General features: G+C 68.2%; 21 protein-coding genes. 10 read left to right on the top strand and 11 right to left on the bottom strand.

Annotated features, from left to right (window positions below):
* Window positions 1-1,361 (bottom strand): phytoene desaturase family protein (locus tag Q8S38_RS23655; protein ID WP_305682786.1); only part of this gene is annotated, 1,361 nt, incomplete at its 3' end.
* A 232-nt stretch (window positions 1,362-1,593) separates the two neighbouring features.
* On the opposite strand from Q8S38_RS23655, the gene Q8S38_RS23650 reads away from it, so the two are divergent.
* Window positions 1,594-1,941 (top strand): DUF3088 domain-containing protein, encoded by a 348-nt coding sequence (locus Q8S38_RS23650; protein WP_305682785.1) that lies wholly within the window; start codon window positions 1,594-1,596, stop codon window positions 1,939-1,941.
* 64 nt (window positions 1,942-2,005) lie between these two features.
* Here the strand turns inward: Q8S38_RS23650 and Q8S38_RS23645 are convergent, their stop codons facing one another.
* Both Q8S38_RS23645 and Q8S38_RS23640 read right to left on the bottom strand, forming a co-directional pair.
* A complete protein-coding gene (locus Q8S38_RS23645) occupies window positions 2,006-2,401 on the bottom strand; it encodes a type II toxin-antitoxin system death-on-curing family toxin (RefSeq protein WP_305682784.1) in 396 nt (131 codons plus the stop codon).
* Window positions 2,398-2,658 (bottom strand): AbrB/MazE/SpoVT family DNA-binding domain-containing protein, encoded by a 261-nt coding sequence (locus Q8S38_RS23640; protein ID WP_305682783.1) that lies wholly within the window; start codon window positions 2,656-2,658, stop codon window positions 2,398-2,400. The genes Q8S38_RS23645 and Q8S38_RS23640 overlap by 4 nt, the downstream gene beginning before the upstream one ends.
* Window positions 2,659-2,794: 136 nt before the next feature.
* Here Q8S38_RS23640 and Q8S38_RS23635 point away from each other — a divergent pair, with 136 nt between their 5' ends.
* Window positions 2,795-4,429 carry an acyl-CoA synthetase gene (locus Q8S38_RS23635; protein WP_305682788.1) on the top strand — a complete coding sequence of 545 codons (1,635 nt, stop codon included), beginning with the start codon at window positions 2,795-2,797 and terminating at the stop codon, window positions 4,427-4,429.
* Window positions 4,430-4,514: 85 nt separating this feature from the next.
* Here the strand turns inward: Q8S38_RS23635 and Q8S38_RS23630 are convergent, their stop codons facing one another.
* The 3 genes from Q8S38_RS23630 to Q8S38_RS23620 all read right to left on the bottom strand — a co-directional run bounded on the left by Q8S38_RS23630 (window position 4,515) and on the right by Q8S38_RS23620 (window position 8,041).
* Complete coding sequence (locus Q8S38_RS23630) at window positions 4,515-5,369, bottom strand: PCC domain-containing protein (RefSeq protein ID WP_305682782.1); 855 nt, start codon at window positions 5,367-5,369, stop codon at window positions 4,515-4,517.
* Window positions 5,366-7,003, bottom strand: a complete 1,638-nt coding sequence (locus Q8S38_RS23625) for an acyl-CoA synthetase (protein ID WP_305682781.1) — start codon at window positions 7,001-7,003, stop codon at window positions 5,366-5,368. Before Q8S38_RS23625 ends, Q8S38_RS23630 begins: the two co-directional genes overlap by 4 nt.
* Before the next feature lie 174 nt (window positions 7,004-7,177).
* Window positions 7,178-8,041 carry an IclR family transcriptional regulator gene (locus tag Q8S38_RS23620; RefSeq protein ID WP_371125957.1) on the bottom strand — a complete coding sequence of 288 codons (864 nt, stop codon included), beginning with the start codon at window positions 8,039-8,041 and terminating at the stop codon, window positions 7,178-7,180.
* A 311-nt stretch (window positions 8,042-8,352) separates the two neighbouring features.
* On the opposite strand from Q8S38_RS23620, the gene Q8S38_RS23615 reads away from it, so the two are divergent.
* The 3 genes from Q8S38_RS23615 to Q8S38_RS23605 all read left to right on the top strand — a co-directional run bounded on the left by Q8S38_RS23615 (window position 8,353) and on the right by Q8S38_RS23605 (window position 12,400).
* Window positions 8,353-10,221, top strand: a complete 1,869-nt coding sequence (locus Q8S38_RS23615; RefSeq protein ID WP_305682780.1) for a TRAP transporter large permease — start codon at window positions 8,353-8,355, stop codon at window positions 10,219-10,221.
* A 225-nt stretch (window positions 10,222-10,446) separates the two neighbouring features.
* Window positions 10,447-11,466 (top strand): TRAP transporter substrate-binding protein, encoded by a 1,020-nt coding sequence (locus Q8S38_RS23610; protein WP_305682779.1) that lies wholly within the window; start codon window positions 10,447-10,449, stop codon window positions 11,464-11,466.
* Window positions 11,467-11,596: 130 nt separating this feature from the next.
* Window positions 11,597-12,400, top strand: coding sequence for an SDR family NAD(P)-dependent oxidoreductase (locus tag Q8S38_RS23605; RefSeq protein WP_305682778.1), 804 nt, complete (start codon window positions 11,597-11,599; stop codon window positions 12,398-12,400).
* Window positions 12,401-12,607: 207 nt separating this feature from the next.
* On the opposite strand, the gene Q8S38_RS23600 is transcribed toward Q8S38_RS23605, so the two are convergent.
* Window positions 12,608-13,354: an aspartate/glutamate racemase family protein gene (locus tag Q8S38_RS23600; RefSeq protein ID WP_305682777.1), complete on the bottom strand. Its 747-nt coding sequence runs from the start codon at window positions 13,352-13,354 to the stop codon at window positions 12,608-12,610.
* Window positions 13,355-13,534: 180 nt separating this feature from the next.
* Here Q8S38_RS23600 and Q8S38_RS23595 point away from each other — a divergent pair, with 180 nt between their 5' ends.
* The 5 genes from Q8S38_RS23595 to iolB all read left to right on the top strand — a co-directional run bounded on the left by Q8S38_RS23595 (window position 13,535) and on the right by iolB (window position 20,459).
* Entirely contained in the window at window positions 13,535-14,413 is an 879-nt protein-coding gene (locus tag Q8S38_RS23595; protein ID WP_305682776.1) for a MurR/RpiR family transcriptional regulator, read from the top strand.
* Window positions 14,414-14,550: 137 nt separating this feature from the next.
* Window positions 14,551-16,485 carry a bifunctional 5-dehydro-2-deoxygluconokinase/5-dehydro-2-deoxyphosphogluconate aldolase gene (locus tag Q8S38_RS23590; protein ID WP_305682775.1) on the top strand — a complete coding sequence of 645 codons (1,935 nt, stop codon included), beginning with the start codon at window positions 14,551-14,553 and terminating at the stop codon, window positions 16,483-16,485.
* A 188-nt stretch (window positions 16,486-16,673) separates the two neighbouring features.
* Window positions 16,674-18,521, top strand: a complete 1,848-nt coding sequence (iolD, locus tag Q8S38_RS23585; RefSeq protein ID WP_305682774.1) for a 3D-(3,5/4)-trihydroxycyclohexane-1,2-dione acylhydrolase (decyclizing) — start codon at window positions 16,674-16,676, stop codon at window positions 18,519-18,521.
* 152 nt (window positions 18,522-18,673) lie between these two features.
* Window positions 18,674-19,558 (top strand): myo-inosose-2 dehydratase, encoded by an 885-nt coding sequence (gene iolE, locus Q8S38_RS23580; RefSeq protein ID WP_305682773.1) that lies wholly within the window; start codon window positions 18,674-18,676, stop codon window positions 19,556-19,558.
* A 103-nt stretch (window positions 19,559-19,661) separates the two neighbouring features.
* Window positions 19,662-20,459, top strand: a complete 798-nt coding sequence (gene iolB, locus Q8S38_RS23575) for a 5-deoxy-glucuronate isomerase (RefSeq protein ID WP_305682772.1) — start codon at window positions 19,662-19,664, stop codon at window positions 20,457-20,459.
* A 105-nt stretch (window positions 20,460-20,564) separates the two neighbouring features.
* On the opposite strand, the gene Q8S38_RS23570 is transcribed toward iolB, so the two are convergent.
* The 4 genes from Q8S38_RS23570 to Q8S38_RS23555 all read right to left on the bottom strand — a co-directional run bounded on the left by Q8S38_RS23570 (window position 20,565) and on the right by Q8S38_RS23555 (window position 24,965).
* Window positions 20,565-20,882 carry a hypothetical protein gene (locus tag Q8S38_RS23570; RefSeq protein ID WP_305682771.1) on the bottom strand — a complete coding sequence of 106 codons (318 nt, stop codon included), beginning with the start codon at window positions 20,880-20,882 and terminating at the stop codon, window positions 20,565-20,567.
* Window positions 20,883-20,964: 82 nt separating this feature from the next.
* A complete protein-coding gene (gene nikE, locus Q8S38_RS23565; protein WP_371125956.1) occupies window positions 20,965-22,743 on the bottom strand; it encodes a nickel ABC transporter ATP-binding protein NikE in 1,779 nt (592 codons plus the stop codon).
* Between the two features lie 157 nt (window positions 22,744-22,900).
* The gene (locus tag Q8S38_RS23560) at window positions 22,901-23,749 is read right to left on the bottom strand and encodes an ABC transporter permease (RefSeq protein WP_305682770.1); all 849 of its coding nucleotides are present in this window, start codon (window positions 23,747-23,749) and stop codon (window positions 22,901-22,903) included.
* Between the two features lie 184 nt (window positions 23,750-23,933).
* On the bottom strand, window positions 23,934-24,965 hold the full coding sequence (locus tag Q8S38_RS23555; RefSeq protein WP_305682769.1) for an ABC transporter permease: 1,032 nt from the start codon (window positions 24,963-24,965) through the stop codon (window positions 23,934-23,936).
* Window positions 24,966-25,108 lie beyond the last annotated feature (143 nt).

The raw sequence follows: 25,108 nt of genomic DNA, 5'->3' as shown, positions 1-25,108 counted from the left end.
CCCAGCACCGAGGCCTTGAAGTTGGGCGCGAACGCGTTGACGGTGTCGATCATCCGCTGCGCCACCGTGTCGCGATGCTCAGGCCAGGATTTTCCGTCGGGCAGCTCGGGTGCGACGTGCTGGCAGAACAGGCTGGCCACGTGCGCACCCGCCGGAGCAAGGCTGTCGTCCAGCGTGGAGGGAATCAGCATCTCGACGATAGGCTGCTGCGACCAGCCGTGCTGGCGCGCATCGAAGTAGGCCTGCTCCATGTAGCGCAGGCTGGGTGCCAGGATGATCCCCGCGGTGTGGTGCTCGGCGCGCGCGCGGCCCGGCAGGCAGCTGAAATCCGGCAGCTCGGACAGCGCCACGTTCATGCGGAAGGTGCCCGAGCCACAGCGATAACCGCGCATGCGCTCAGCAAAGTCGGCCGGCAGCTCGGACTGCGGTACCAGCTTGGTGAACAGCAGCTTCGGGTTGACGTTGGCCACCACGCGCTTCGCGCGGTGCACGCGGCCATCTTCGGTACGCACGCCGACCGCCCTGCCCTGTTCCACCAGCACTTCCGAGACGCCGGCATTCAGTTCGATCTGCACACCGGCAGCTTCTGCCGCGCGCGCCATCGCCTGGGTGATCGCGCCCATGCCGCCGATGGCATGGCCCCAGGCGCCCTTGTTGCCGTTCACCTCGCCGAAGACATGGTGCAGCAGCACATAAGCCGAGCCCGGCGTGTAGGGGCTGGCATAATTGCCGACGACGGAATCGAAGCCGAGCAGCGCCTTGATCGGCTCGCTCTCGAACCAGCCGTCGAGCCAGTCCCCCGCCGATTTGGTGAAGAGGTCCATCACGTCGCGCTTCGCGGTCAGATCGAGCCGCGACAGCCGCCGCGCGACCCGGCCGGCGTCGATCAGATCCGGCAGCGCAGCCAGCCAGCCGCCATCGCCGAGATTGGGCGGCGCCTCCAGAACGAGGTCGCGCAGCACGGCGGCCACCGTCTCCAGCCGCGCCTCATAGGCGCCAAGCCGCTGCGCGTCGCGCGCCGAGAAGGCGGAAACGGAAGCCGCCGTCCGGCCCGGACCGGCCGTAAGATGGCGCCCGTCGGGCAGCGGCAGGAAGTTGGCCATGCGCCGCTCGACGATTTGCAGGCCGTGCCGGTGCAGCTCCATCGCCGCGATGATCTCGGGCCGCAGCAGGCTGACCGTGTAGCTCGCGGTCGAGTTGCGGAAGCCGGGATGGAAGCTCTCGGTCACCGCCGCCCCGCCGACGACGCCGCGCCTCTCCAGAACCGTGACCGACAGCCCCGCCTTGGCGAGCCGGTGCGCGCAGACGAGGCCGTTATGGCCCGCGCCGAGGATCACGACATCGCAGGTCGTCGTCGCCATGGCCAACAGGTTCCCCTCATCTGCGGACCTGGCCGCACCTTCACATCATGCGCGATCAGGACGCGGCGTGAAGCCCGATCGCCCGTGCCGCGCGACCCGCGCGAAATAGCGGTTGTCTGCGCAGCCCCGTTCAACCATGTGGGAGCGAGCCGTTCCGTCGCGGCCGCATCTTGTAGGCGGCTGGCCCGGCAACGCCAATGCGGCCCGATCTTGGGACAGCGCGAGGATGCCCATGACCCGCGACACGCTTTATCTCCTCAAGCCCGGCTTTGCCGACCCGGCCTTTCCGGGCCGGTCCTTCTACTGCTGGCATTGCGCCCTGTTGGAAGGCGTCCTGGCGTCGTTTCCCGAGCTGGCCGCCCGCCTCGATGTCGAGCGCATCGACTGGCTCCGGCCGCGGCATGCGGTGCTCGCGCGGGTGGGGGACGAAAACCAGTCGCTGCCGCTGCTGGTCCTGGCGGAGGGAGCGACCTCGCCCCACCAGACCGGCCATCATCGCGGCCGGGCGTTCATTGCCGATAAGGACGGCATTCTGGCCGCCTTGTCGCAGCGACACGGCTTTCCCGACCCGCACCCCTAGGCCGCCACGCCCCAGGGCCCGTTGATCGCGGCCTCGATCCGGATCGGGGTGGTCATCGCGAGCCTCATGCCGGCGCATCCTTCGGCCAGTTGTCGCGGATCCAGCGCGTCAGCCCGTCCTCGTCGACCTCGCCGGCGGCCAGCGCGAGGATGGCGGCGGCGGCCATGGGCTGGGTCGGCGCGAAGGCGACCCCGTTGAAACGCAGGAAAGTCATCATTGCAAGGAAGGCAGCCCGTTTGTTGCCATCGACGAAAGGATGGTTTCGCGCGAGCCCGAACGCATAGGCGGCGGCCAACGCCGCAAGATCCGTCTCGCCATAGGCAAAGCGGTTGATCGGCCGGGCGACGGCGGATTCCAGCAGACCCTGGTCTCGTATGCCCTCGGGCCCGCCATAGATGACGAGTTGCTCGGCATGAATATCCTGGATCGTCTCGACGCTCAGCCAGAGCGGCTCCATCATTTGGCCAGCTCACGCATTGTATCGGCGTAATCCTTCATCACCTGACGTGCGATCGCCATCGCTCGGGCATGTGTGTCGTCGTGGCGCTGCAAACGGACTCCACCTTCGGGCTGCCGCACGAACTCCAGGCTGTCGCCTTCGGCAAAACCGAGCTGTGCAAGCAACTCCTTGGGCAGGATCAATCCCAGAGAATTGCCGATCTTGCGAATCTGAAGGACGTTGGCCGTCGCGGCCGCCGGCTTGCTGATCTCGTTCATGACACAGCCTCCTATGTTATACCGGCTGTATAACACAGGGAGACATGAGGGGCCAATGATTCTGCAGAGTCGCCGGCCTTGCCTATCGTCGCCGCCGCAAGCCAAATCCCCAGCCACGACACGGCAGATGACAACGATGCTCCAGCGCCACGCGACCTATCGCGAAACCGTCGAGCGGTTTCGCTGGGAGATCCCCGAGCATTTCAACATCGGTGTCGCCTGCTGCGACCGCCATGCCGACGGGACGGCCAAGCCGGCGGTGATCTATGAGGACGGCGAGAATGGCGTCGCCACCATCAGCTTCGACGATCTCAAGCGCGCCTCCAACCGCATCGCCAATCTGCTGCGCGGCCATGGCATCGCGGCGGGTGAGCGCGTCGGCATTCTGCTGCCGCAGCGTCCCGAGACGGCGATGGCCCATCTCGCGGTCTACAAGATGGGCGCCATCGCGCTGCCGCTCTTCATCCAGTTCGGGCCCGAGGCGCTGGAACACCGGCTGCAGCACAGCGGCGCGGCGGCGCTGATCACGGATGCCGAAAACCTGCCGAAGATCGAGGCGATCCGCCACGCCTTGCCCGATCTGCGGCTGATCATACTGGCTGACGGCCCCGGCCCCGACGGCACGCTCGACCTCGCGACCGAAATGGCGAAGGCCTCCGACGCCTTCACCCCGGTCGAAACGCTCGCCGACGATCCCGCGGTCATCATCTACACCTCCGGCACCACCGGAAAGCCCAAGGGTGCGCTCCATGCCCACCGCGTCCTGCTCGGCCATCTGCCGGGTGTGCAGATGCCACAGGCCTTCTTCCCGCAGGCCGGCGACCTGTTCTGGACCCCGGCCGACTGGGCCTGGATCGGCGGCCTGCTCGATGTGCTGTTGCCCAGCCTCTGTTTCGGCGTGCCGGTTCTGGCCTCGCGCGCCCGCAAATTCGACCCCGAGGCCGCTTTCGAGCTGATGGCGCGCCACCGCGTGCGCAACGCCTTCCTGCCGCCGACCGCGCTGAAGCTGATGCGCCAGGTCGCCGATCCCCGCCGCTTCGGCCACGCCCTGCGCTCGATCGGCAGCGGCGGAGAGACGCTCGGCGCCGACCTGCTGGACTGGAGCCGCGAGACCTTCGGCTTCGCGGTCAACGAGTTCTACGGCCAGACCGAGGCCAATCTGCTGGTCGCCAACAATGCCGATCTCTTCCCGATCCGCCCGGGCTCGATGGGCCGCGCCGTGCCGGGCCACCGCGTCGCGGTGGTGTCGCCCGAGGGCGAGCCCCTGCCGGCGGGTATGCCAGGCGTGATCGCGGTGGCCCGTCCCGACCCGGTGATGATGCTCGGCTATTGGCGCCAGCCCGAGGAAACGGCGGCCAAGTTCGCGGGCGACTGGCTCCTCACCGGCGACACCGGCCATTGCGACGAGGACGGCTATCTCTGGTTCCAGGGCCGCGACGACGACATCATCTCCTCGGGCTCCTACCGGATCGGGCCGGGCGACATCGAGGACTGCATCATCCGCCATCCCGCCGTGCTGATGGTGGCCGTCATCGGCGTGCCCGATCCCATCCGCACCGAGGCGGTAAAGGCCTTCGTGCTGCCGCTGCCCGGCATCGCGCCGTCGGCGGCGCTGGCCGCCGAGATCCAGGCCTTCGTGCGGGACAGGCTGGCCGCCTATCAGTATCCGCGCCATGTCGAGTTCGTCACCGAACTGCCGCTGACCGCGACGGGCAAAATCCGGCGCAAGGCTCTGCGGGAGATGGAGATTGCGAAAGGCAAGACCACCTGATCGTCATTGCGAGCGCAGCGAAGCAATCCAGGGCCACACGCAGTCCCCCTGGATTGCTTCGCTGCGCTCGCAATGACGAATGGCGCTACCCCACCTCCAGCACCAGCTCGAAGGTCATCAGCACCGGGTTGTCGCCGCGCCGGTAGCGCCCGGCGGCCATTGCGCCGGTGTAGTCGACCAGCGCCACATCGATCTGCGCCTCTGGCCCGGCGCCATCATTGACGATCGACCCACCGGTGATCGCGATCTCCGTGGCGAAGTTCTCGACGATCCCGCCATCCGCGAAGCGCGCCCCGATGGTCGAGCCGACGCCGCCATGGATGGTGGCCCGCGCGATGCCGCGCTCGGCGCAGAAGGTTTCCAGCGCCCCGCAGAAGTCGATGTTCGGCTTGACGCGCAGCGCGAAGACGCGCCCGTCGCGCGTGGCGCCGAGCGGCTCCGCGGGCCTCGGCCCGAACAGCTTGAAGTTCGTCTCCGGATCGACCTCGCCGAGGAAGGCGGCGCCATCGAGACCGACCGCTGCCAGCGTGACCGCCTCCGCCACCATCGTCTCGTCGGGCAGGATATGGCCGCCGCTGCGCCGCCCATCGCCCTCGATCCAGAGCGCATGGGCGTGGAAGAACGGCGCCCCGTCGCGCAGGCCGAAGGTCATCGCGCCCATCTCGATGCGGGCGACGCCGGCAGGCCGGAAGGTGTCACTGTAGAAGGCGGCATGCTCCGGCGTCTGCGACAGCGCCGGCATCACATAGGCGAAGGGCGACAGCGCGAGCCCGTCGAGCTTGACCGTTCCGCTGACGAAGCCGGCCGCCGCGAAGCCGCGCCTGATGCCCTCGAGCAGCGGCAGGCCGGGCTGCAGCGTCAGTGGAAAGCGCAGGCCGTGGCATTCCGCCCACTGGATGCGGTCGGGCGTCTCCGGTCCGGGCTGCTGGATACGCCTCACGAGCCTTGCCCCCTCAGCCAGTCCAGTTGTCCGCGCGCCTCGAGCTCGTCGCGCACGAGTCGCTTGGGCACCTTGCCATAGCCGGATTTCGGCAGCGCCTCCCAGAAGAAGAAGCGCTTGGGCATCTTGTAGCGGGCGATCTTCTCCGCGAGGAAACCTGCGATCTCCGCCTCGCTCACCTGCGCGCCGCCGCGGCAGACGCAGACGGCAACCCCGATCTCGCCCCAGACCGGATCGGGCAGGCCGAGCACCGCGACCTCCGCGATGGCGGGATGGGTCAGGATCTTCTCCTCGATCTCGCGCGGATAGATGTTCGAGCCGCCGGAGATGTACATGTCCGAGGCGCGGCCGGTGATGTAGACGAACCCCTCCTCGTCCATATGGCCGAGATCGCCGGTGCGGAACCAGCCGTTCCGGAACGACTTCGCATTGGCCTCCGGGTTGTCGTAATAGCCGGCGAAGACGGCCGGCCCGATCACGCAGATCTCGCCCTGCACGCCGGTTGCGACCTCCTCGCCCGCATCGTCCTGGATCTGGACCTGCATCGCGGTGCGGGCATAGCCGCAGCTGCCGACCCGCGCCTGCGGCCCGTCCTCGGCGACATGCAGCGAGGGCGGCAGCACGGTGATGTTGCCGGTGACCTCGCCCAGTCCGAAATACTGCACGAGCACGGAGCCCAGCGTCGCCAGAGCGCGCTTCTGGTCCTCGCGATACATCGGCGCGCCCGCATAGATGACGTAGCGCAGGCTCGAATGGTCGTGCTGCTCGACGGCCGGATGCTCGACCAGCATCTTCAGGATCGTCGGCACGGTGAACAGGCTGGTGACGCGGTGGCGCGCGATCAGCCGCCAGGCCTCGTCGATGTCGAAGCGCTCGGTCGGCAGCAGGATCGAGGCCGCCCCGCGCGCCGCCAGCATCAATTGGTGGACGCCGGCGCCATGCGAGAGCGGCGCCACCACCAGCGAGCAATCGGCCTCCGTCGTGCCGGGCACGAGGTCGCAGAGATGGTTGGTGATGACGAAGCCCATCTGGCCATGGGTCAGCACAGCGGCCTTCGAGCGCCCGGTGGTGCCGGAGGTGAAGAAGAACCAGCAGGGGTCGTCGTGCTCGACGGCGACATCCGCGACCCGCTCGCCCATGTGCCGCGCTATCACAGCGCCGACCTCGTCCTCGCCGAAGGCACCGGGCCCGATCCGCCAGGTGAACTCCGGGGCGGGCACGGCCTTCGCCACGGCTGCCGCATGGTCGGGGAAATCGCCATGGCAGAGGAACGCCTTCGCGCCCGAGGAGGTCGAGAGATAGGCGACCTCGTCCGGCAGCAGCCGGAAATTGGTGGGCACCCAGACCGCGCCGATCCGGAAGGTCGCGAACATCGAGACGAACATCGCGTCGCAGTTCTTGGAATGCACCAGGATGCGGTCGCCCTTGCCAATGCCGCGCGCCCTCAACCCCGCCGCCAGCGCCGAAACCTGCGCGTCGAGATCGGCCCAGCTCAGTGTCAGATCGCCCCAGACGAAGGCGGGGTGGGCGGCCAGCCGCCGCCCGTTCTGCGCGACGATATGGCCGAGATTCATCACCCGCCGCGTCATCGGCGCGACGCCGCCTGCGGGGGCGGTCGAAGACGGTTCAGCCATGTTGGGTTCTCCTCAATCTTGTCTTGAAACGGCGGTCATGAAGAAAAACCGCGCCGTCATCCCGGACGCAGCGAAGCGGAGATCCGGGATCCATGCCTGAAGCGTTCCGGCATGGATCCCGGGTCTCCCTGCGGTCGCCCGGGATGACGCCGTTTGGGAAGGATACAATACACCTCACGCCCGCCTCGCCTCGAGCGCCGGCGCGACGGGCCGGACGGTCCGGTCCGCAACCTTGCGACCCGGAACGAACATCGCCGCCAAGAGCCGCTCCATCCGCGTCACCTCGGCGCGCAGATGGCCGGCCAGTTCGTCCTGTCGCTCCGGCGCCATGCGGCTGTCGATCGCCGCGAGGCTGAGCGCGCCGGCGACACGCCCGTCCGGATAGCGAAAGGCCATGCCGAGCCCCCAGGAGCTGGCGACCAGCCGGCCGGGGTTGAGGGCGAAGCCGCGCCGGCGGGCAAGCGCGAGATCGTCGCGCAGGATCTCCGGCGCGAACCCCTGGTAGCGGGCGCGCAGCGCGGGCTCGTTGGCGGCCAGAATGCGGTCCACATCGTCGTCGGGCAGCGCCGCCAGCAGGGCGAGCGAGCCCGCGCCGACACCCAGCGGATGCTGATCGCCCATCTGCAGCGCATGCGTGCGCACCGGATAGGTGCCCTCCTCGCGATGCAGGCAGACGCAGTAATGGTCGCGCCGGACCGAAAGGAAGCTCGTATCCATCGTGACCGTCGAGAGCCGCCTCAGGCTCTCCATCGCGAGCTCCAGCAGGCCGTGCCGCCGCGCCGCCAGCACGCCGAGCACGAAAGCCTCCTCGCCGAGGCAGTAATGCCGGGTTTCCCGCTCCTGCTCGACCAGCCCCGCGCGCATCAGCGCCAGCAGCAGCCGGCGCGCGGTCGGTTTGTTGAGGCCGCTGCCGGCCACGATCTCGGCGAGCGGCAGGCCGCCGGCCGGCTCGCGGCCGATCAGCGCGAGCAGCCGCAGCGCGCGATCGACGCTCTGCGAACCGGACAGGCCGGCACGCGACTCGTTGGATGGTGACACCCTGGCGTCCTCAGGTCGGTCCACGATATGGACCTTGTTCTTGTTCGTCGAGCGTAGTTCGACCGTTTGCGGATTGCAATGCAGAGACTGTCGTGTAATCTCCGCGACAACCAAATGTGATCCAGGTCACAGTATGGACCGCATCGACGGCTGCCCGACAAGCCACCAAGATCGATGCGCATGGGAGAGATGAATTCATGCCGATGCAGGCCACCAGCAGGGTCGCGGGCTCCGTGCCGACCACGACCGCCTTCTCGCCCGACCACCCGGTCGCGGCGCCTCGCGCGCCGCTTTGCGGCTGAGCCGGCGTCATGGTCGACATCGCCGACAGGATCGCCCTGCCCGAGGCCCTGGCCGAGCTGGACGACGTCCGCCCGGGCTCGCCCTTCATGCGCCCGGTCGAGGCGATCGCGGCAGCTCTCGTCGCCCTGATCATCGGCGTGCTTCTGCTCGGCGTCACCTCGCGCTACGTCTTCTCGCTGCCGGTGATCTGGATCGACGAGGTCGCCTCGATCTCGTTTCTCTGGCTCGCCATGCTGGGCTCCGCGATCGCGATCGACCGCAACGAGCATCTGCGCCTGACGCTGTTCATCGGCATGATGCCGGAGCGCCTGCGCGGCTTCGCCAACACCTTCGCGCTCTTGGTCGTCGCCGCCTTCCTGATGGCGATGATCTACCCGGCGATCGACTATGCGATCGAGGAGAGCTTCGTCACCTCGGCCGCGCTCAACATTCCCAACAGCTGGCGCGTCTCGGCCATCGCCACCGGCATCGCCCTGATGACGCTGCTGGCGCTGCGCCACGCCTATCGGACCTCGACCCTGCGTGACCTCGTGCTGGCGAGCGCGCTCGTCGTCGCCATCGGCGTGGCGTTCTGGCTGCTGACCCCGACCTTCAAGGGGCTGGGCTACGGCAACATCCTGATCTTCCTGCTCGGCGTCGTGGCGCTCTGCCTGGTCGCCGGCGTGCCGATCGCATTCTGCTTCGGCATGGGCACGCTCTGCTTCCTGATGTTCTCCACCAGCGTGCCGATGATCGTCATGGTCGGCCGCATGGACGAGGGCATGTCGAGCATCATCCTGCTGTCGGTGCCGATCTTCGTGCTGCTCGGCTGCGTGCTCGATGCCACCGGCATGGGCAAGGCGATCGTCGATTTCCTCGCCTCCATGCTGGGCCATGTCCGCGCCGGCATGTCCTATGTGCTGCTCGGCTCGCTGTTTCTGGTCTCCGGCATTTCCGGCTCGAAGGTCTCCGACATGGCGACCGTGGCGCCGGCGCTGTTTCCCGAGATGAAACGCCGCGGCTACAAGCCCAAGGAACTGATCGCGCTGCTCGCCACCGGAGCGGCCATGGCCGACACCGTGCCGCCCTCGATCGTGCTGATCGTGCTCGGCTCGGTCGCCGGCGTCTCGATCGCCGGGCTGTTCAACTCCGGCTTCGCCATCGCCATGGTGCTGCTGCTGGCGCTCGCCATCCTCGCCCGCTGGAAGGCGCGCCACGAGGACATGCAGGGCGTGCGCCGCGTCTCGCTCTCGGTCATCGGCAAGACCGCGTTGATCGCCGGCCCGGCCCTGGTTCTGCCCTTCATCATCCGCGGCGCGGTCGGCGGCGGCGTCGCCACAGCGACGGAGGTCTCGACGATCGCCGTGCTCTACGCGCTGATCATCGGCATGATCCTGTATGGCGGCATCAGCCGGCGCAAATTCTACGCGATGTTCGTCGAGACCGCGGCTCTGTCGGGCGCGATCCTGATGATCCTCGGCACCGCGCTCGCCATGGCCTGGGCCCTGACCCAGACCGGCTTCGCGCGCGACCTGGCGAACGTCATGGTCGGGCTGCCCGGCGGCTGGCTGACCTTCATGGCGGTGACGATCGTCGTCTTCATGATCCTCGGCTGCGTGCTGGAGGGCCTGCCGGCCATCGTGCTGATGGCGCCGCTGATGTTCCCGATCGCCAAGAACCTCGGCATCAACGACGTGCATTATTCGATGGTCGTGGTCACCGCGATGAACATCGGCCTGATGACGCCGCCGATCGGCATCGGCTTCTACATCGCGTGCAAGATCGGCAACGTCTCGCCCGACGAGGCGATGGGCGCAATCTGGCCCTATCTGATCGCGCTGCTGGCGGGCCTCATCGTCATCGCCGTCGTGCCGGGCCTCTCGACCTGGGTGCTGTGAGGATGGGCTGTTTACCTGCCCCCACCCACAGCCCTCATCCTGAGGAGCGAGCCCGCAGGGCTCGCGTCTCGAAGGATGTTCCAGGAGGCTCCGGAACCGTCTGGAGCATCCTTCGAGACGCTGCTGCGCAGCTCCTCAGGATGAGGGCTGAGGGGATGAGATCGAACGGGTAACAGATCGACTTCGACACCAATCAAAACAAAACCACCACAGGGAGAAACGACCATGACCATCTCACGCCGCATCCTGCTCCAGGGCACCGCCGCCGCCTCCGCGATCGGCACCTTCCATATCGGCACGGCTTCCGCCCAGACGCCCGAATTCTCCTACAAATACGCCAACAACCTGCCGCTGGCGCACCCTTTGAACGTGCGCGCCAATGAGGCGGTCGAGAAGATCAAGGCCGAGACCAAGGGCCGCGTCGCCATCCAGATCTTCCCCAACAACCAGCTCGGCTCCGACACCGACATGCTGAGCCAGGTCCGCTCCGGCGGCGTCGAGTTCTTTACGCTGTCGCCGCTGATCCTCTCGACGCTGGTGCCCAACGCCTCGGTCTCCGGCATCGGCTTCGCCTTCCCCAACTACGACTCCGTCTGGAAGGCGATGGACGGCGAACTCGGCGCCTATGTCCGCGGCCAGATCGGCAAGGCCAATCTCGTCGTCATGGACAAGATCTGGGACAACGGCTTCCGCCAGATGACCTCGTCGAAGGCCCCCATCAACACCCCCGACGATCTCAAGGGCCTGAAGATCCGCGTGCCGGTCTCGCCGCTCTGGACCTCGATGTTCACCGCCTTCCAGTCGGCCCCCGCGAGCATCAACTTCGCCGAGGTCTACACCGCGCTGCAGACCAAGATCGTCGACGCGCAGGAGAACCCGCTCGCGATCATCTCGACCGCCAAGCTGTTCGAGGTGCAGAAGTACCTCTCCGTCACCAACCACATGTGGGACGGCTTCTGGTTCCTCGGCAACAAGCGCGCCTGGGACCGCCTGCCCGAGGACCTGCGCGCCATCGTCGCGAAAAACCTCAACGCCGCCGCCGAGCTGGAGCGGGCCGACGTCGCCAAGCTCAATGCCGGCCTGCGCGACGACCTCACAAGCAAGGGCATGGTCTTCAACGACACCAAGGCCGATCCCTTCCGCGACGCCCTGCGCAAGGCCGGCTTCTATGCCGAGTGGAAGAAGAAGTATGGCGACGAGGCCTGGGCGATCCTCGAGAAGGCCGTCGGCGGCTCGCTGAGCTGAGGCCTTCGACGACCGCGCCCGTCATTCTCGGGCGAAGCGCAGCGCAGACCCGGGAATCTCCTGCAGGAGATGCTCGGGTCGAGCCCGAGCATGACGGCGCGGTTCGACCGCGAGACGAAGGAAGACCACCATGGCCGACCGGCTCAAGGGCAAGATCGCCGTCGTCTTCGGCGCCGGCTCCTCCGGCGAGGGCTGGGGCAACGGCAAGGCGGCCGCCGTCGCCTTCGCCCGTGAAGGCGCCCGCGTCGCCTGCATCGACATCAGCCAGCCGGCGGCGGACGAGACCGCGCAGATCATCGCCGATGAAGGCGGCGTCGCCATCGCGCTCGCCGCCGACGTCACGCGGCAGGACTCGATCGATGCCGCCGTCGCCGCGACGATGACGCGCTTCGGGCGCATCAACATCCTGCACAACAATGTCGGCGTCACCCATATGGGCGGGCCGGTCGAATTGTCGGAGGAGCAGTTCCAGGCCGCGATCGACCTCAATCTCGGCCCGGTCTATCGCTGCTCCAAGGCCGTCATTCCGCATATGCTGGCCGGCGGCGGCGGCGCCATCGTCAACATCTCCTCGATCGCCGCGATCCGCTGGGTCGGCTATCCCTATTTCGCCTATTATGCGACCAAGGCCGCCGTGAACCAGGCGACGGTGGCGATCGCCATGCAGTATGCCCGGCAGGGCATCCGGGCGAACTGCATCATGCCCGGGCTGATCGACACGCCGATGATCTACAAGCAGATCTCCGCGCAGTACCCATCCGTCGAGGAGATGGTCGCCGCCCGCGACGCGCTCGTGCCGATGGGCAAGATGGGCACCGCCTGGGACATCGCCAACGCGGCCGTTTTCCTCGCCTCCGAAGAGGCCAAGTTCATCACCGGCGTCTGCCTGCCGGTCGATGGCGGCCAGACCTGCGGCGCGAGCGGGGTGGGGTAGAGGTCTGCCGTCATTCCGATCATGCTTTGAAACGCGCCGTCATCCTGGGCGGCCAAAGGCCGACCGGGATCCATCATCGGGCGCCGCGGAGCCCGATGATGGATCCCGGCCTGCGCCGCGGAGCCTGTCCTCGGGCCTGCCGCAGGCAGGACCCGGGGGCGGCTTGTCCAGGATGACGGGGGTGGCTCTGGCTGCAAGTTGCGACGGTTACCCCCGCCTTGCGATCCAGTCCGCCAGCGGTCCCGCCAGCCCCACGCTCTCCTTGCCCGCCGGGCGCGCGAAGCTGCCCGTGCGCGCCTTGAGCGGGCGCAGCAGCGCCAGCGTCTCGGCCTGCTTCACCGCCGCCTGAACCTGGTCGATGACGGGCACGGGAATACGCTCACGCACCTTCGCTGCCAGCCCCGCCAGCGGCGCCCCGGCCAGGATCACGACATCGGCCTGCGTGCTGGCGACCGCATCAATGGCGAGCGCGACCAGCAACTCCTCCTTCTCCTCCTGCACGTCGGAGATCGAGCGGAAGGCGCCGTCGAGCATGCGGATGCCGGCGCAGCGATCGGCCATGCCGTGCATCTCGACGCATTCCTGGTACCAGGGCCCCAGCGCGCTCGCGAAGGTGACGATCGCGAAGCGCCGGCCGAGCATGCAGGCGGTCAGCATCGCGGCCTCCGCCATGCCGACCACCGGAACCTCGAACAATTCGCGCGCCGCAAACAGGCCCGGGTCGCCGAAGGCCGCGATCACCGCCGCATCATAGCTGCCCGCCCGCTCCGCCAGCATCTCGAGCGCGATCGCGCCGCCGATCTGCGCCTCCGCCCGCGTCGAGATGTAGGGAACGCCGCGCGGTGCGGTCGCGGGCACGATCTGCGTGTCAGGGCCCACGACCTGCACCGCCGCATCGCGCAGCCGCGTCGTCAGGCTCTCGCTGGTGTTGGGGTTCAGCAGCAGAATCTTCATCGGGGCTCGCTCTCTTGGGATGGCGCGCCGCGCCTGCAGGCTGCGTGCCATGGCGCCGGCCTCCGATCCAGCCCGGATCGCGCGCACGCCGCAGCGCGTTCCATCTCTGGAACACTTGATCCATTCCGCGCACGCTGCCAGAAGGGCTGACGCGCGGCGCGCGGCCGGGAGAGCGATTACATGACGGACGAGACGGCCCTTTCGGCCCCTCGCGATTTCGACGGCCTGAGATCGCTGATCCTCGCCCGCCGCCAGTCGCTGCCAAAGCGGATCGCCCAGGTCGCCGCCTATGCGCTCGACAATCCCGACGAGATCGCCTTCGGCACGGCGGCCAGCATCGCGGACGCTGCCGGTGTCCAGCCCTCGACGCTGGTGCGCTTCGCCCAGCATCTCGGCTTCGACGGCTTCACCAGCCTGCAGAGCGTCTTCCGCGAGCGGCTGCGCGAGCGCAATTCGAGCTATGAGGAACGGCTCAATGCGTTGCGCGCCGATGTCGGCGGCAACGGTGCCAATCACCGCATCCTCGAGGGGTTCCTGACCGCGTCCGGCACCTCGCTCGACCTCATGGCCCGCTCGCTCGACGAGGCGCAGCTCGACCGCGCCATCGCAGCGCTCGCCGGGGCGGAGACGGTCTATATTCTGGCGCGACGTCGCTCATACCCGGTGGCGAGCTACATGGCCTATGCGCTCGGCAAGCTCGGCGTGCGCAACCAGCTCGTCGAATCGGCCGCTGGCTTGAGCCCCGAGATCCTCTCCTTCGCGACCCAGCGCGACGTCGCGCTCGCCGTCAGCTTCTCGCCCTATGCGGCCGAGACGATCGACGAGGCCCGCCAGCTCTCCGAGCGGGGCGTGCCGGTCGTCGCCATCACCGACAGCGCCTTCTCGCCGCTCGTCCAGTTCGCGACGCTCTGGTTCGAGGTCGCGGAGGCCGATTTCGGCGGCTTCCGCACGCTCTCGGCCACCATGGCGCTGTCGATGGCGCTGGCCGTCGGCATCGGCGACGCGCGCCGGGACCGCAAGCCCGGCAAGCCACGCGGACCCACACGCAGCGCCTCCTGACACGCGCTGCCGCTGTCCAGATCGGGAACATACGTTCCGAATTGACTGGAAAGTAGAACTGTTATTTCGTAAGCGACGGATCGCCCGGAGCGTGCTGCGCAGCCGGGACCAGGGGCAGGACAAGCCGGGAGAACGACATGGCCGGACCGCAGGGCGGACCCGCGCAAACGCTCGACGTCATCACCATCGGCCGGGCCTCGGTCGATCTCTACGGCCAGCAGATCGGCTCGCGGCTCGAGGATGTCGGCAGCTTCGCCAAATCGGTCGGCGGCTGCCCGGCCAACATCGCCATCGGCACGGCTCGGCTGGGGCTGCGCTCGGCCCTGCTGACACGCGTCGGCGACGAGCAGTTCGGCCGCTTCCTGCGCGAGCAGCTCGCCCGCGAGGGCGTCACCCTCGACGGGCTGAAGACGGACCCGACGCGACTGACGGCGCTGGCCATCCTCTCGGTCGAGAGCGACAAATCCTTCCCGCTGCTGTTCTACCGCGAGAACTGCGCCGACATGGCGCTGGAGGAGGCGGACGTCGACGCGGCCTTCCTCGCCACGGCCCGCGCCGTCGTCGTCACCGGCACCCATTTCGCGAGGCCCAACACCGAGGCCGCCCAGCGCAAGGCGATGCGGCTGATGCGGGCGCAGAGCGGCAAGGTCATCCTCGACATCGACTACCGGCCCAATCTCTGGGGGCTCGCCGGCCATGCCGCCGGCGACAACCGCTACATCGCCTCAGCCGCCGTCTCGGAGCGGATGAAAAGCGTCCTGCCCGGCTGCGACCTCGTCGTCGGGACCGAAGAGGAGATCCTGATCGCCTCGGGCGAGAGCGAGCTGCTGCCGGCGCTGAAGACGATCCGCGCGCTCACCCCCGCCACCATCGTGCTCAAGCGCGGCCCGATGGGCTGCATCGTCTATGAGGGCGAAATCTCCGACGATCTCGAGGACGGCATCATCGGCAAGGGCTTCCCGATCGAGGTCTACAATGTGCTCGGCGCGGGCGACGCCTTCATGTCCGGCTTCCTGCGCGGCTGGCTCGGCGGCGAGACCCTGCAGACGGCCGCGACCTGGGCCAATGCCTGCGGCGCCTTCGCCGTCTCGCGCCTGCTCTGCTCGCCCGAGAGCCCGACCTTCGCGGAGCTGCAGTACTTCCTCAAGAACGGCAGCCCGCATCGCGCGCTTCGCAAGGACGAGGCGATCAACCACATCCACTGGGCGACGACGCGCCGCCGCGACATCCCCTCGCTGATGGCGCTCGCCTGCGACCACCGCGCCCAACTGGAAGAGGTCGCGCAGAAGCTCGGTGCCGACCCCGCCCGCATCCGCGACTTCAAGGTGCTGGCGGTCAAGGCTGCCGCCCGCGTCGCGGCCGGCCGGCCGGGCTACGGCATGCTGCTCGACGAGAAGCATGGCCGCGAGGCGATGTTCGAATTCGCCCGCCACCCCTTCTCCTGGCTCGGCCGCCCGGTCGAGCTACCGGGCTCGCGGCCGCTGCGCTTTGAGGGAAGCCAGGATATCGGCTCGGCTCTGCCGGAATGGCCGGTCGATCACTGCATCAAGGCGCTGTGCTTCTACCACCCCGACGACGAGCCCGCGCTCAAGCAGGCCCAGCAGGAGACGCTGCGCGGCCTGTTCGAGGCAGCCCGGAAGGTCGGCCGGGAGCTGCTGGTCGAGATCATCGCCAGCAAGCATGGCCCGCTCGGCCCCGACACCATCGCCTGCGCGATGCAGGAGCTCTACGACCTCGGCATCAAGCCCGACTGGTGGAAGCTCGAGCCGCAGGCCTCTCCCGCCGCCTGGGCCGCGATCGAGCAGACCATCGCCCGCAACGACCCCTGGTGCCGCGGCGTGCTGCTGCTCGGGCTCGACGCCCCCGCCGAGGCGCTGGAGGCCGGCTTCGCCGCCACGGCCGCCACCCCCATCGTCAAGGGCTTCGCCGTCGGCCGCACCATCTTCATGGCCGCCGCCGAGGCCTGGCTCGCCGGCCGCATCGACGACGAGGCCGCCATCGCCGATATGGCCCGCCGCTTCGGCGCGCTGACCGAGCTCTGGCTCGCCACGCGTGGCCGGAAGGCGGCCTAGGCCGTGTTCGGCCGGACGCCACCTCTGTCATTCCGGGGCGCGCCGCAGGCGCGAACCCGGAACCCACGACCGGGTAAGACATCTCAAACCCGATTGCGACCGGCTCACCCGGTCATGGGTTCCGGGTTCTTCGCTGCGCGAAGCCCCGGAATGACAGCGTTATTCGTGATGGAGAGTCGAAACCCGACATGACCGCCACCATCCGCCTCACCATGGCTCAGGCGCTGACGCGCTATCTCAGCCGCCAGATGACCGAGATCGACGGGGAGCGCCTGCCCATCTTCGGCGGCGTCTGGGCGATCTTCGGCCATGGCAATGTCGCAGGCCTCGGCGAGGCGCTCTGGCAGGAGCGCGAGCGCCTGCCGACCTTCCGCGCCCATAACGAGCAGGCCATGGCCCATGCGGCCATCGCCTATGCCAAGACGAACATGCGCCGCCGCTTCATGGCCGCGACGACCTCGATCGGCCCCGGCGCAACCAATCTGGTGACGGCTGCGGCGCTCGCCCATGTCAACCGCCTGCCGGTGCTGCTGCTGCCCGGCGACGTCTTCGCCAACCGCATCCCCGATCCCGTCCTCCAGCAGGTTGAGCATTTCAGCGACGGTACGGTCTCCGCCAATGACTGCTTCAAGCCGGTCTCGCGCTATTTCGACCGCATCACCCGGCCCGAGCAGATCATCCCGGCGCTCCAGCGCGCCATGCAGGTGCTGACCGACCCGGCCGAATGCGGCCCGGTGACGCTCGCGCTCTGCCAGGACGTGCAGGCGGAGGCCTATGACTATCCCGCGAGCTTCTTCGAGGAGCGGCTCTGGACGCCGCGCCGCCCGCGGCCCGACCGCGGCGAGCTGGCTGCGGCCGCAGCCGCGCTCAAGGCCGCGAAGCAGCCGCTGATCGTGGCCGGCGGCGGCGTGCTCTATTCCGGCGCAAGCGACGAACTCGCCCGCTTTGCGACGCAGACCGGCATCCCCGTCTGCGAGACGCAAGGCGGCAAGTCCGCCCTGCCCGACGATGCGCCGTTGAACATGGCCGCCGTCGGCGTCACCGGCACGGGCGCCGCCAACCGCCTCGCGGCGGAGGCCGATCTCATCCTCGCGGTGGGCACGCGCCTGCAGGATTTCACCACCGGCTCCTGGGCCCTCTTCGCCGCCGGCAAGAGCGTGATCGGCCTCAACGTCCAGGCGTTCGACGCCGGCAAGCACCGCGCCTTGCCGCTGGTGGCGGACGCCCGCGAGGGCCTCGCCGAACTGCGCGACGCGCTCGGTGGCTGGCAGGCACCCGCCAGCTGGACCACCGGCGCCAAGGCCGGCAAGGCCGCCTGGCGCCAGGAGGCGCAGGCCGTCACCGCCGCGACCAATGCGGCGCTCCCCTCGGACGCGCAGGTCATCGGCGCCGTCCAGCGCAGCCTCGGCGCGGAGGTCATCCTGCTACATGCGGCCGGCGGGCTGCCCGGCGAATTGCACAAGCTCTGGCAGGCGGGCTCGCCCGGCTCCTACCACGCCGAATACGGCTTCTCCTGCATGGGCTACGAGATCGCCGGCGGGCTTGGCGCCAAGATGGCGCGGCCCGACCGCGAGGTCGTCGTCATGGTCGGCGATGGCTCCTATCTGATGATGAACTCCGAGATCGCGACCTCGGTGATGCTCGGCCTCAAGCTCACCATCGTGCTGCTCGACAACCGCGGCTTCGGCTGCATCAACCGTCTCCAGAACGCGACCGGCAGCGCCTCCTTCAACAACCTGCTCAAGGACGCCCGGCATGAGACCCTGCCCGAGATCGACTTCGTCGCCCATGCCGGAAGCCTCGGCGCGATCGCGCTGAAGGCCGGCTCGATCGCGGAGCTGGAAACCGCGCTCGCCCAGGCGAAAGCGAACACCCGCACCACGGTCGTCGTCATCGACACCGACCCGCTGGTCTCGACCGGCGCTGGCGGCGCCTGGTGGGATGTCGCGGTGCCGGAGGTCAGCGAACGCGCCGAAGTCCGCGCCGCACGGGCAAGCTATGACGAGCGCCGCAAGCGGCAGACGATTGGTATCTGAAGCCCGGATAATCGCGCCGTCATCCTGGGCGACCGCAGGTCGACCGGGATCCATCCAAGGCAACAGCGCCCTCCGATGGATCCCGGCCTTCGCTTCGCGAAGTCCAGGATGACGACCGAAGACGATCAGCGAACGTAAGAGAGACCCCACACATGATCCGCATCGGCGCAAACCCCATCGGCTGGTCGAATGACGACATGCTGGAGATCGGCGGCGACATTCCGCTCGAGACCTGCCTCAGCGAGGCCCGCACGGCCGGCTTCACCGGCATGGAGCTCGGCAACAAGTTCCCGCGCACCGCCGCCGCGTTGAAGCCGATCCTCGACGCCCATGGCCACACGCTCGTCTCCGGCTGGTACTCGACCGAGTTGCTGATCCGCGACGTCGCCGCCGAGATGGCGGCCGTGAAGGCTCACGCCACCCTGCTGCGCGACATGGGCTGCACCGTGCTGATCGCCGCCGAGACCTCGAACGCGATCCATTCCGACATGGCCAAGCCGCTCTCGGCCCGCCCGGTTCTGGCGAAGGATGGCTGGGCGCCGTTCGGCGCGCGCTACACGAACTTCGCTCAAGGCCTGAAAGCCGAATACGGCCTCCAGCTCGTCTATCACCACCATATGGGCACGGTGGTGCAGACCGAATCCGAGATCGACCGCTTCATGGCCGTGACCGGCGACGCCGTCGGGCTCCTGCTCGACACTGGCCACGCCACCTGGGGCGGCGGCGATCCCGCCCGCATCGCAAGACACTGGAAGCCCCGCATCCACCATGTCCATTGCAAGGACATCCGCGAGGCCGTGATGTGGCAGTCCAACAAGGAGGACTGGTCCTTCCTGCAGTCGGTGCTGGCTGGCGTCTACACCGTGCCGGGCGACGGGCTGATCGACTATGTCCGCGTGCTCAAGGAGTTGCAGGGCTATTCTGGCTGGATCGTCGTCGAGGCCGAGCAGGACCCGAAGAAGGCAGAGCCCAAGACGTACGCGAAGCTCGGCCACGCCAATCTCAGCTGCTTCATCACCGAAGCGGGGCTGGTGTGAAGCCAGCGTCATTCTCGGGCGAAGCGAAGCGCAGACCCGAGAATCTCTTGCAGGAGATGCTCGGGTCGAGCCCGAGCATGACGAACCCGGATTGGAGCACCCCATGTCCCACCTCAAGATCCGCCCCTCCGGCAGCCACGGCCGCGTCACCCGCGTCACGCCTGAGAGCGCCGGCTGGACCTATGTCGGCTTCGAGCTGCACCGGCTCAAAGCCGGCGAGAGCGTCGCTGCGGCAACGGGTGATCGCGAGGCCTGCCTCGTCTTCGTGACCGGCAAGGGCAACGTCGCCGCCGGCGGGCAGGCTCTCGGTGAACTCGGCCAGCGCATGTCGCCCTTCGAGGGCAAGCCCTGGTCGGTCTATGTCCCGCAAGGATCAAGCTGGTCGGTGACGGCGACCACCGATCTGGAGCTGGCGGTCTGCACCGCGCCCGGCCTGGGCGGCGGCCTGCCGGTGCGGGTGATCGCGCCCGATGATCTCGGCCAGGAGGTCCGCGGCAAGGGCTCCAACACCCGCCACGTCACCAACATCCTCCCCGAGAACGAGCCGGCGGATTCGCTCCTCGTCGTCGAGGTGATCACGCCGGCCGGCAACACCTCGAGCTATCCGCCGCACAAGCACGACCGGGACGACCTGCCGCGCGAAAGCTATCTGGAAGAGACCTACTACCACCGGCTGAACCCGCCGCAGGGCTTCGGCTTCCAGCGCGTCTACACGCACGACCGCAGCCTGGACGAAGCCATGGCGATCGAGGATGGCGACGTCGTTCTGGTGCCCAGGGGCTACCACCCCTGCGCCACCTGCCACGGCTACGACCTCTATTATCTCAACGTCATGGCCGGCCCGAAGCGGACCTGGAAATTCCACAACGCCGCCGAGCACGAGTGGCTGACGAGGCTGTGAGGCGGCCGACGTCTTGGCGTCGTTCTCGGGCTTGACCCGAGAACCTCGGGACGAGAAGGCTGGAGCCGGAGATGGTCGGGTCAAGCCCGACCATGACGAGACCCCTCACGCGCCGCATTTGTAGACCGTCCCCGTGGTGGACGGCCCCTTCCACTTGATGTCGGCGACGCTGCTGAGGACATGGGTGCCGCCCATGTCGGCCGCGCGGATCTTCAGCCGCGAGATCGCCGCTTCGCGCGCCTTGTCGAGCACCAGGATCGCATGCAGCTCCGAGGCGCCGTCGATCTCGCCGAGCTTGGTGCAGGGCTCGACCACGCTCTTGTTCTCGGTCAGCACGACGATGTTGGAGCGCGAGGTCGGGATCGCGCAGGCGCCGAGCAGGAGGGGCAGCGCCAGAGCGGGCAGCAGCGGGAGACGGGGCATGAAGGCTGTCCTCGGGCGGTGACGAAACATCGGGCGCCATGATCCGCCGCTTTGCCGCAATTTCAAGGCCGGATCGACCGCCTCAGCGCACGGTCGGCCCGCCGAGATGCAAGACCGCCTCGAGCAAGGTCCGGGCATAATCGGTCTGCGGCGCGGCAAACAGCGCCAGGCTCTCGCCCTGCTCGACGATGGCGCCGTTCTGCATCACCACGGTGCGCTCGCACATCATCCGGACGACGTTGAGGTCGTGGCTGACGAAGAGCAGCGCCAGATCGTCCTCGCGCCTCAAGCGGTCGAGCAGCTGCAGGATCACCGCCTGGACGGAGACGTCGAGCGCCGCCGTCGGCTCGTCGAGGATCAGGAGCCGCGGCCGGCAGGCGATGGCGCGCGCGATGCCGACACGCGCCTTCTGCCCGCCCGAGAGCTGATGGGGGAAGCGCTCCAGCAGGCTGCTCGGCAGCCCGGCGCGCTCCGCACATTCGCTGACGCGTGCGGTGAGTGCCGCCCCGTCCTTCATGTTCAGCAGCCGTCGCAGCGGATGGGCGATGCAGTCGAAGGCGTTGAAGCGCGGGTTGAGGCTGTCGGTCGGGTCCTGGAAGACGATCTGGATGTCCTTGCGTAGCGGCGAGCGATGAAAATCGCGCGCCGGCAGCGTGCCGATCGCCTGGCCGTCGAACAGGATCTCGCCCTCGCTGGCGTCGATCAGCCGGCAGACCAGCCGCGAGATCGTGCTCTTGCCCGAGCCGGATTCGCCGACGAGCCCGAGGCTCTCCCCGGCCCGGATCGCAAAGGAGACGTCGTTCACCGCGACCACGCCGCGGTCGTAGCGCTTAACCAGGTTCTGGACTTCGAGCAGCAGCGGCGTGCCGGGGGCGGGCTTCTTCCCCGAGCCCTCATCCTGAGGAGAAGCCACAGGCTTCGTCTCGAAGGATGCTCCAGAAGGCTCCGGGACCGCTGAACCATGCTTCGAGACGGCCGCTGGCGCGGCCTCCTCAGGATGAGGGCTATGGGAGACGGCTGACGGCAAAAGCGCTTCCGGCGCGAGATCCGCGATCGTCGAAGTCGCGGTCGGCGAGGCCGCGACGAGGCGCTTGGTGTAGGGGTGCTGCGGCGCGCTGAACAGCGACAGCGGCTGCGCCTCCTCGACCACCTGGCCCTGTTCCATCACGCAGACGCGCTGGCAGTAGCGCGAGGCCAGCCCGAGATCATGCGTGATCAGGATCATCGCCATGCCGCGCTCGGCGGTGATCTTGGCGAGAAGGTCCATCACCGTCTTCTGCGTGGTGACGTCGAGCCCCGTCGTCGGCTCGTCGGCAATCAGGAGCTTGGGGGCGCAGGCGATCGCCATGGCGATCATGACGCGCTGGCACATGCCGCCGGAGAGCTCGTGCGGATAGGCGTCGAGCCGCTTCTCGGGCTCGCGGATCAGCACCGCCTTGAGCAGCTCGAGCGCCCGCGCCCGGCCCGCGCCCGCCGAGATCGGCTCATGCGCCATGATCGCGTCTGCGATCTGCTGGCCGACCGTGCGGATCGGGTTCAGCGCGCCCCGCGGGTTTTGGAAGATCATCGATATCGCCGCGCCATGGATGCGGCGCAGCTGCTTCGAGGAGGCTCTGGTGATGTCCTCGCCGGCAAAGCGGATGCGGCCCTGGCTGACTCGGCCCGACGCATCGAGCAACCGCGTCACCGCAAACGCGGTCACCGACTTGCCGGAGCCGCTCTCGCCGACGACGCCGAGCGTCTCGCCCGCCGCGACCGAAAAGGACACGCCGCGCACGGCCTCGACCAGCCCGCGCCGCGTCGAGAAGGTGACGTGGAGGTCTTCGATGGCGAGCAGCGGGGCGGTTTCGGAAACGTTCACTGTCAAAACTCTGACGCCCAGCCAAACCGCGCCGTCATCCTGGGCCGAAGGCCCGGGATCCATCCTAGAGCGCTGTCGCCCTTCGATGGATCCCGGAGCTGCGCGGCTGCGCCGCTTGTCCAGGATGACGCCGTGTTTCCGAGAAAAGCCGGCATGATCACGTCCGCATCCGCGGGTCGAGGATGTCGCGCAGGCCGTCGCCGAGCAGGTTGAAGCAGAGCACGGTCAGCATCAGCGCCAGCCCCGGAAAGGCGACGAGCCACCATTTGCCGGTCGAGATGAAGCGCGCGCCTTCCGCGACCATGATGCCCCATTCCGGCGTCGGGGCGGAGACGCCCAGCCCGATGAATGAGAGGCCCGCCGCGTTCAGGATCGCCCAGCCGAGATTGAGCGAGACCTGCACCGCCATCGCCGGCAGCACGTTCGGCAGGAGGAAGCGCAGGACCACCGAGACATGGCTGTCGCCGCTGGCGCGCGCGGCTTCCACCCAGCCGGCATTGCGCCGGACATTCACCTCCGCCCGGGCGAAGCGGATGTAGAACGGCAGGTTGATGATCGCGGTGGCGATGACGATGTTCTCGACCCGGTTGCCGAGCGCGGCCACCATCGCCATCGCCAGCACGAAGAGCGGGAAGGCCATCAGCACGTCGACGAAGCGCCCGACATAGCGGTCGAGCCGCCCGCCGGTATAGCCGCAGAGCGCGCCGACCACCGCACCGAGCACGAAGGACAGGCTCACCGCCGACGCCGCGATGGCAAGATCGAGCCGGGTCGCCACGATCAGCCGGCTGAACACGTCGCGGCCGAGCTGGTCGGTCCCCGCCCAGTATTTCGCACTGGGCGGCTGCAGCGCATTGGCGACGTCGGACGCGATCGGGTCGAACGGCACGATCCAGGGGCCGATGATAGCGAGCAGGCACAGGATGAAGGCGCCGGCGGCCGCAATGGCGGTGACCGGATTGCCGCGCAGGATCCAGACGGTGTGGCGGAGGGTGGAGGAGGTCATGGGTACACCGCCCCCTTGTCTTTCCGGGGCGCGCCACGGGCGCGAACCCGGAACCCACGACCGGGTGAGCCCGTCCCGTCATTCTCGGGCGAAGCGAAGCGCAGACCCGAGAATCTCAAGCAGGAGAGGCTCGTTTCCGAGATGGTCGGGTCAAGCCCGACCATGACGCGCGTATGAAAGCCCCTCATTCCACCGACACCCTGGGATCGGCGATGCCGTAGAGCACGTCCACGGTCAGGTTCACCACGACGAAGATCGAGGCCATCAGCAGCACGAAGCCCTGCACCGGCGCATAGTCGGAGGAGAGCAGCGCATCGAGCGCATAGGAGGCGACACCGGGCCAGGAGAACACCTTCTCGACCAGGACATTGGCACCCAGCATGGTCGAGAACACGATGCCGGCGATGGTCAGCACCGGTAAAAGCGCGTTCCTGAGCGCATAGGTGACGATGACCTTGGACGGCGGCAGGCCCAGCGAGCGCGCCGTGCGGACGAAATCGCTGCCGAGCGAGGCCAGCATCGCGGCCCGCGTGATGCGCGCCAGCGGCGCCACCACGAACAGCGCCATGGTGAAGGCCGGCAGCACGAGTTGCGAGGCCGCGGCGCGCCAGCCCTCCCAGTCGCCTGCGACGGCAAAGTCGATCAGCAGGAAGCCGGTCAGGCGCGGCGGCAGCGAGGTGAAGATGTCGACCCGGCCCGTCGGATCGGGCGCGATGCCAAGCAGGTAATAGAAGGCGTAGATCAGCAAAAGCCCCGACACGAAGGTCGGCACGCAGACGCCGAGCGCGCAGATGAAGCGCACGATGTGATCGACCCATGAGCCCTGCCGCAGCGCCGCCGCCACCCCGAGCGGGATCGCAGTCACAAGCGCGATCAGCAGCGCCGAGAAGGTCAGCTCCAGCGAGGCCGGCAGCCGCGATTTCAGATCCGCCAGCACCGGCTGCCCCGTCGTCAGCGAACGCCCGAGATTGCCCGCGCCGATATCGCCGAGATAGCGCACGAGTTGCTCGGGCACCGGCTTGTCGAGGCCCATCTGCTTGCGGATCATCTCGATCTCTTCCTTGCCCGCGCTGGGGCCCGACGCGAAGAACACCGCCGGATCGCCCGGCAGCACCCGCATCAGCAGGAAGGTGAAGACCAGCACGCCAAACAGCGCCGGCAGCGACGATGCGAAGCGCCAGCCGGCCCGTTTGGCGGTGGTGGAGAGTTGCGACATGTGTTGTCTCGCTCGCCCTTGATCAATTCCTCACCGTCACCCTGGACAAGCCGCGAAGCGGCGCAGGCCGGGATCCATCATAGGGCACCGCAGTGCTTTATGATGGATCCCGGGACTTCGCATGCGCGAAGCCCCAGGATGAC

Source organism: Allobosea sp., assembly GCF_030695125.1.
Taxonomy (GTDB): Bacteria; Pseudomonadota; Alphaproteobacteria; order Rhizobiales; family Beijerinckiaceae; genus Allobosea.
This window is presented reverse-complemented; position numbering and strand designations above follow the sequence as displayed.

What these genes read in the sequence shown, in the direction of transcription:
- Q8S38_RS23555 (WP_305682769.1), bottom strand. Translation starts at nt 24,965, where the DNA reads ATGTCGCAACTCTCCACCACCGCCAAACGGGCCGGCTGGCGCTTCGCA.
- Q8S38_RS23615 (WP_305682780.1), top strand. Translation starts at nt 8,353, where the DNA reads ATGGTCGACATCGCCGACAGGATCGCCCTGCCCGAGGCCCTGGCCGAG.
- Q8S38_RS23635 (WP_305682788.1), top strand. Translation starts at nt 2,795, where the DNA reads ATGCTCCAGCGCCACGCGACCTATCGCGAAACCGTCGAGCGGTTTCGC.
- Q8S38_RS23595 (WP_305682776.1), top strand. Translation starts at nt 13,535, where the DNA reads ATGACGGACGAGACGGCCCTTTCGGCCCCTCGCGATTTCGACGGCCTG.
- Q8S38_RS23610 (WP_305682779.1), top strand. Translation starts at nt 10,447, where the DNA reads ATGACCATCTCACGCCGCATCCTGCTCCAGGGCACCGCCGCCGCCTCC.
- iolE (WP_305682773.1), top strand. Translation starts at nt 18,674, where the DNA reads ATGATCCGCATCGGCGCAAACCCCATCGGCTGGTCGAATGACGACATG.
- iolD (WP_305682774.1), top strand. Translation starts at nt 16,674, where the DNA reads ATGACCGCCACCATCCGCCTCACCATGGCTCAGGCGCTGACGCGCTAT.
- Q8S38_RS23570 (WP_305682771.1), bottom strand. Translation starts at nt 20,882, where the DNA reads ATGCCCCGTCTCCCGCTGCTGCCCGCTCTGGCGCTGCCCCTCCTGCTC.
- Q8S38_RS23645 (WP_305682784.1), bottom strand. Translation starts at nt 2,401, where the DNA reads ATGATGGAGCCGCTCTGGCTGAGCGTCGAGACGATCCAGGATATTCAT.
- Q8S38_RS23650 (WP_305682785.1), top strand. Translation starts at nt 1,594, where the DNA reads ATGACCCGCGACACGCTTTATCTCCTCAAGCCCGGCTTTGCCGACCCG.
- Q8S38_RS23640 (WP_305682783.1), bottom strand. Translation starts at nt 2,658, where the DNA reads ATGAACGAGATCAGCAAGCCGGCGGCCGCGACGGCCAACGTCCTTCAG.
- Q8S38_RS23590 (WP_305682775.1), top strand. Translation starts at nt 14,551, where the DNA reads ATGGCCGGACCGCAGGGCGGACCCGCGCAAACGCTCGACGTCATCACC.
- Q8S38_RS23605 (WP_305682778.1), top strand. Translation starts at nt 11,597, where the DNA reads ATGGCCGACCGGCTCAAGGGCAAGATCGCCGTCGTCTTCGGCGCCGGC.
- iolB (WP_305682772.1), top strand. Translation starts at nt 19,662, where the DNA reads ATGTCCCACCTCAAGATCCGCCCCTCCGGCAGCCACGGCCGCGTCACC.
- Q8S38_RS23625 (WP_305682781.1), bottom strand. Translation starts at nt 7,003, where the DNA reads ATGGCTGAACCGTCTTCGACCGCCCCCGCAGGCGGCGTCGCGCCGATG.
- Q8S38_RS23600 (WP_305682777.1), bottom strand. Translation starts at nt 13,354, where the DNA reads ATGAAGATTCTGCTGCTGAACCCCAACACCAGCGAGAGCCTGACGACG.
- Q8S38_RS23560 (WP_305682770.1), bottom strand. Translation starts at nt 23,749, where the DNA reads ATGACCTCCTCCACCCTCCGCCACACCGTCTGGATCCTGCGCGGCAAT.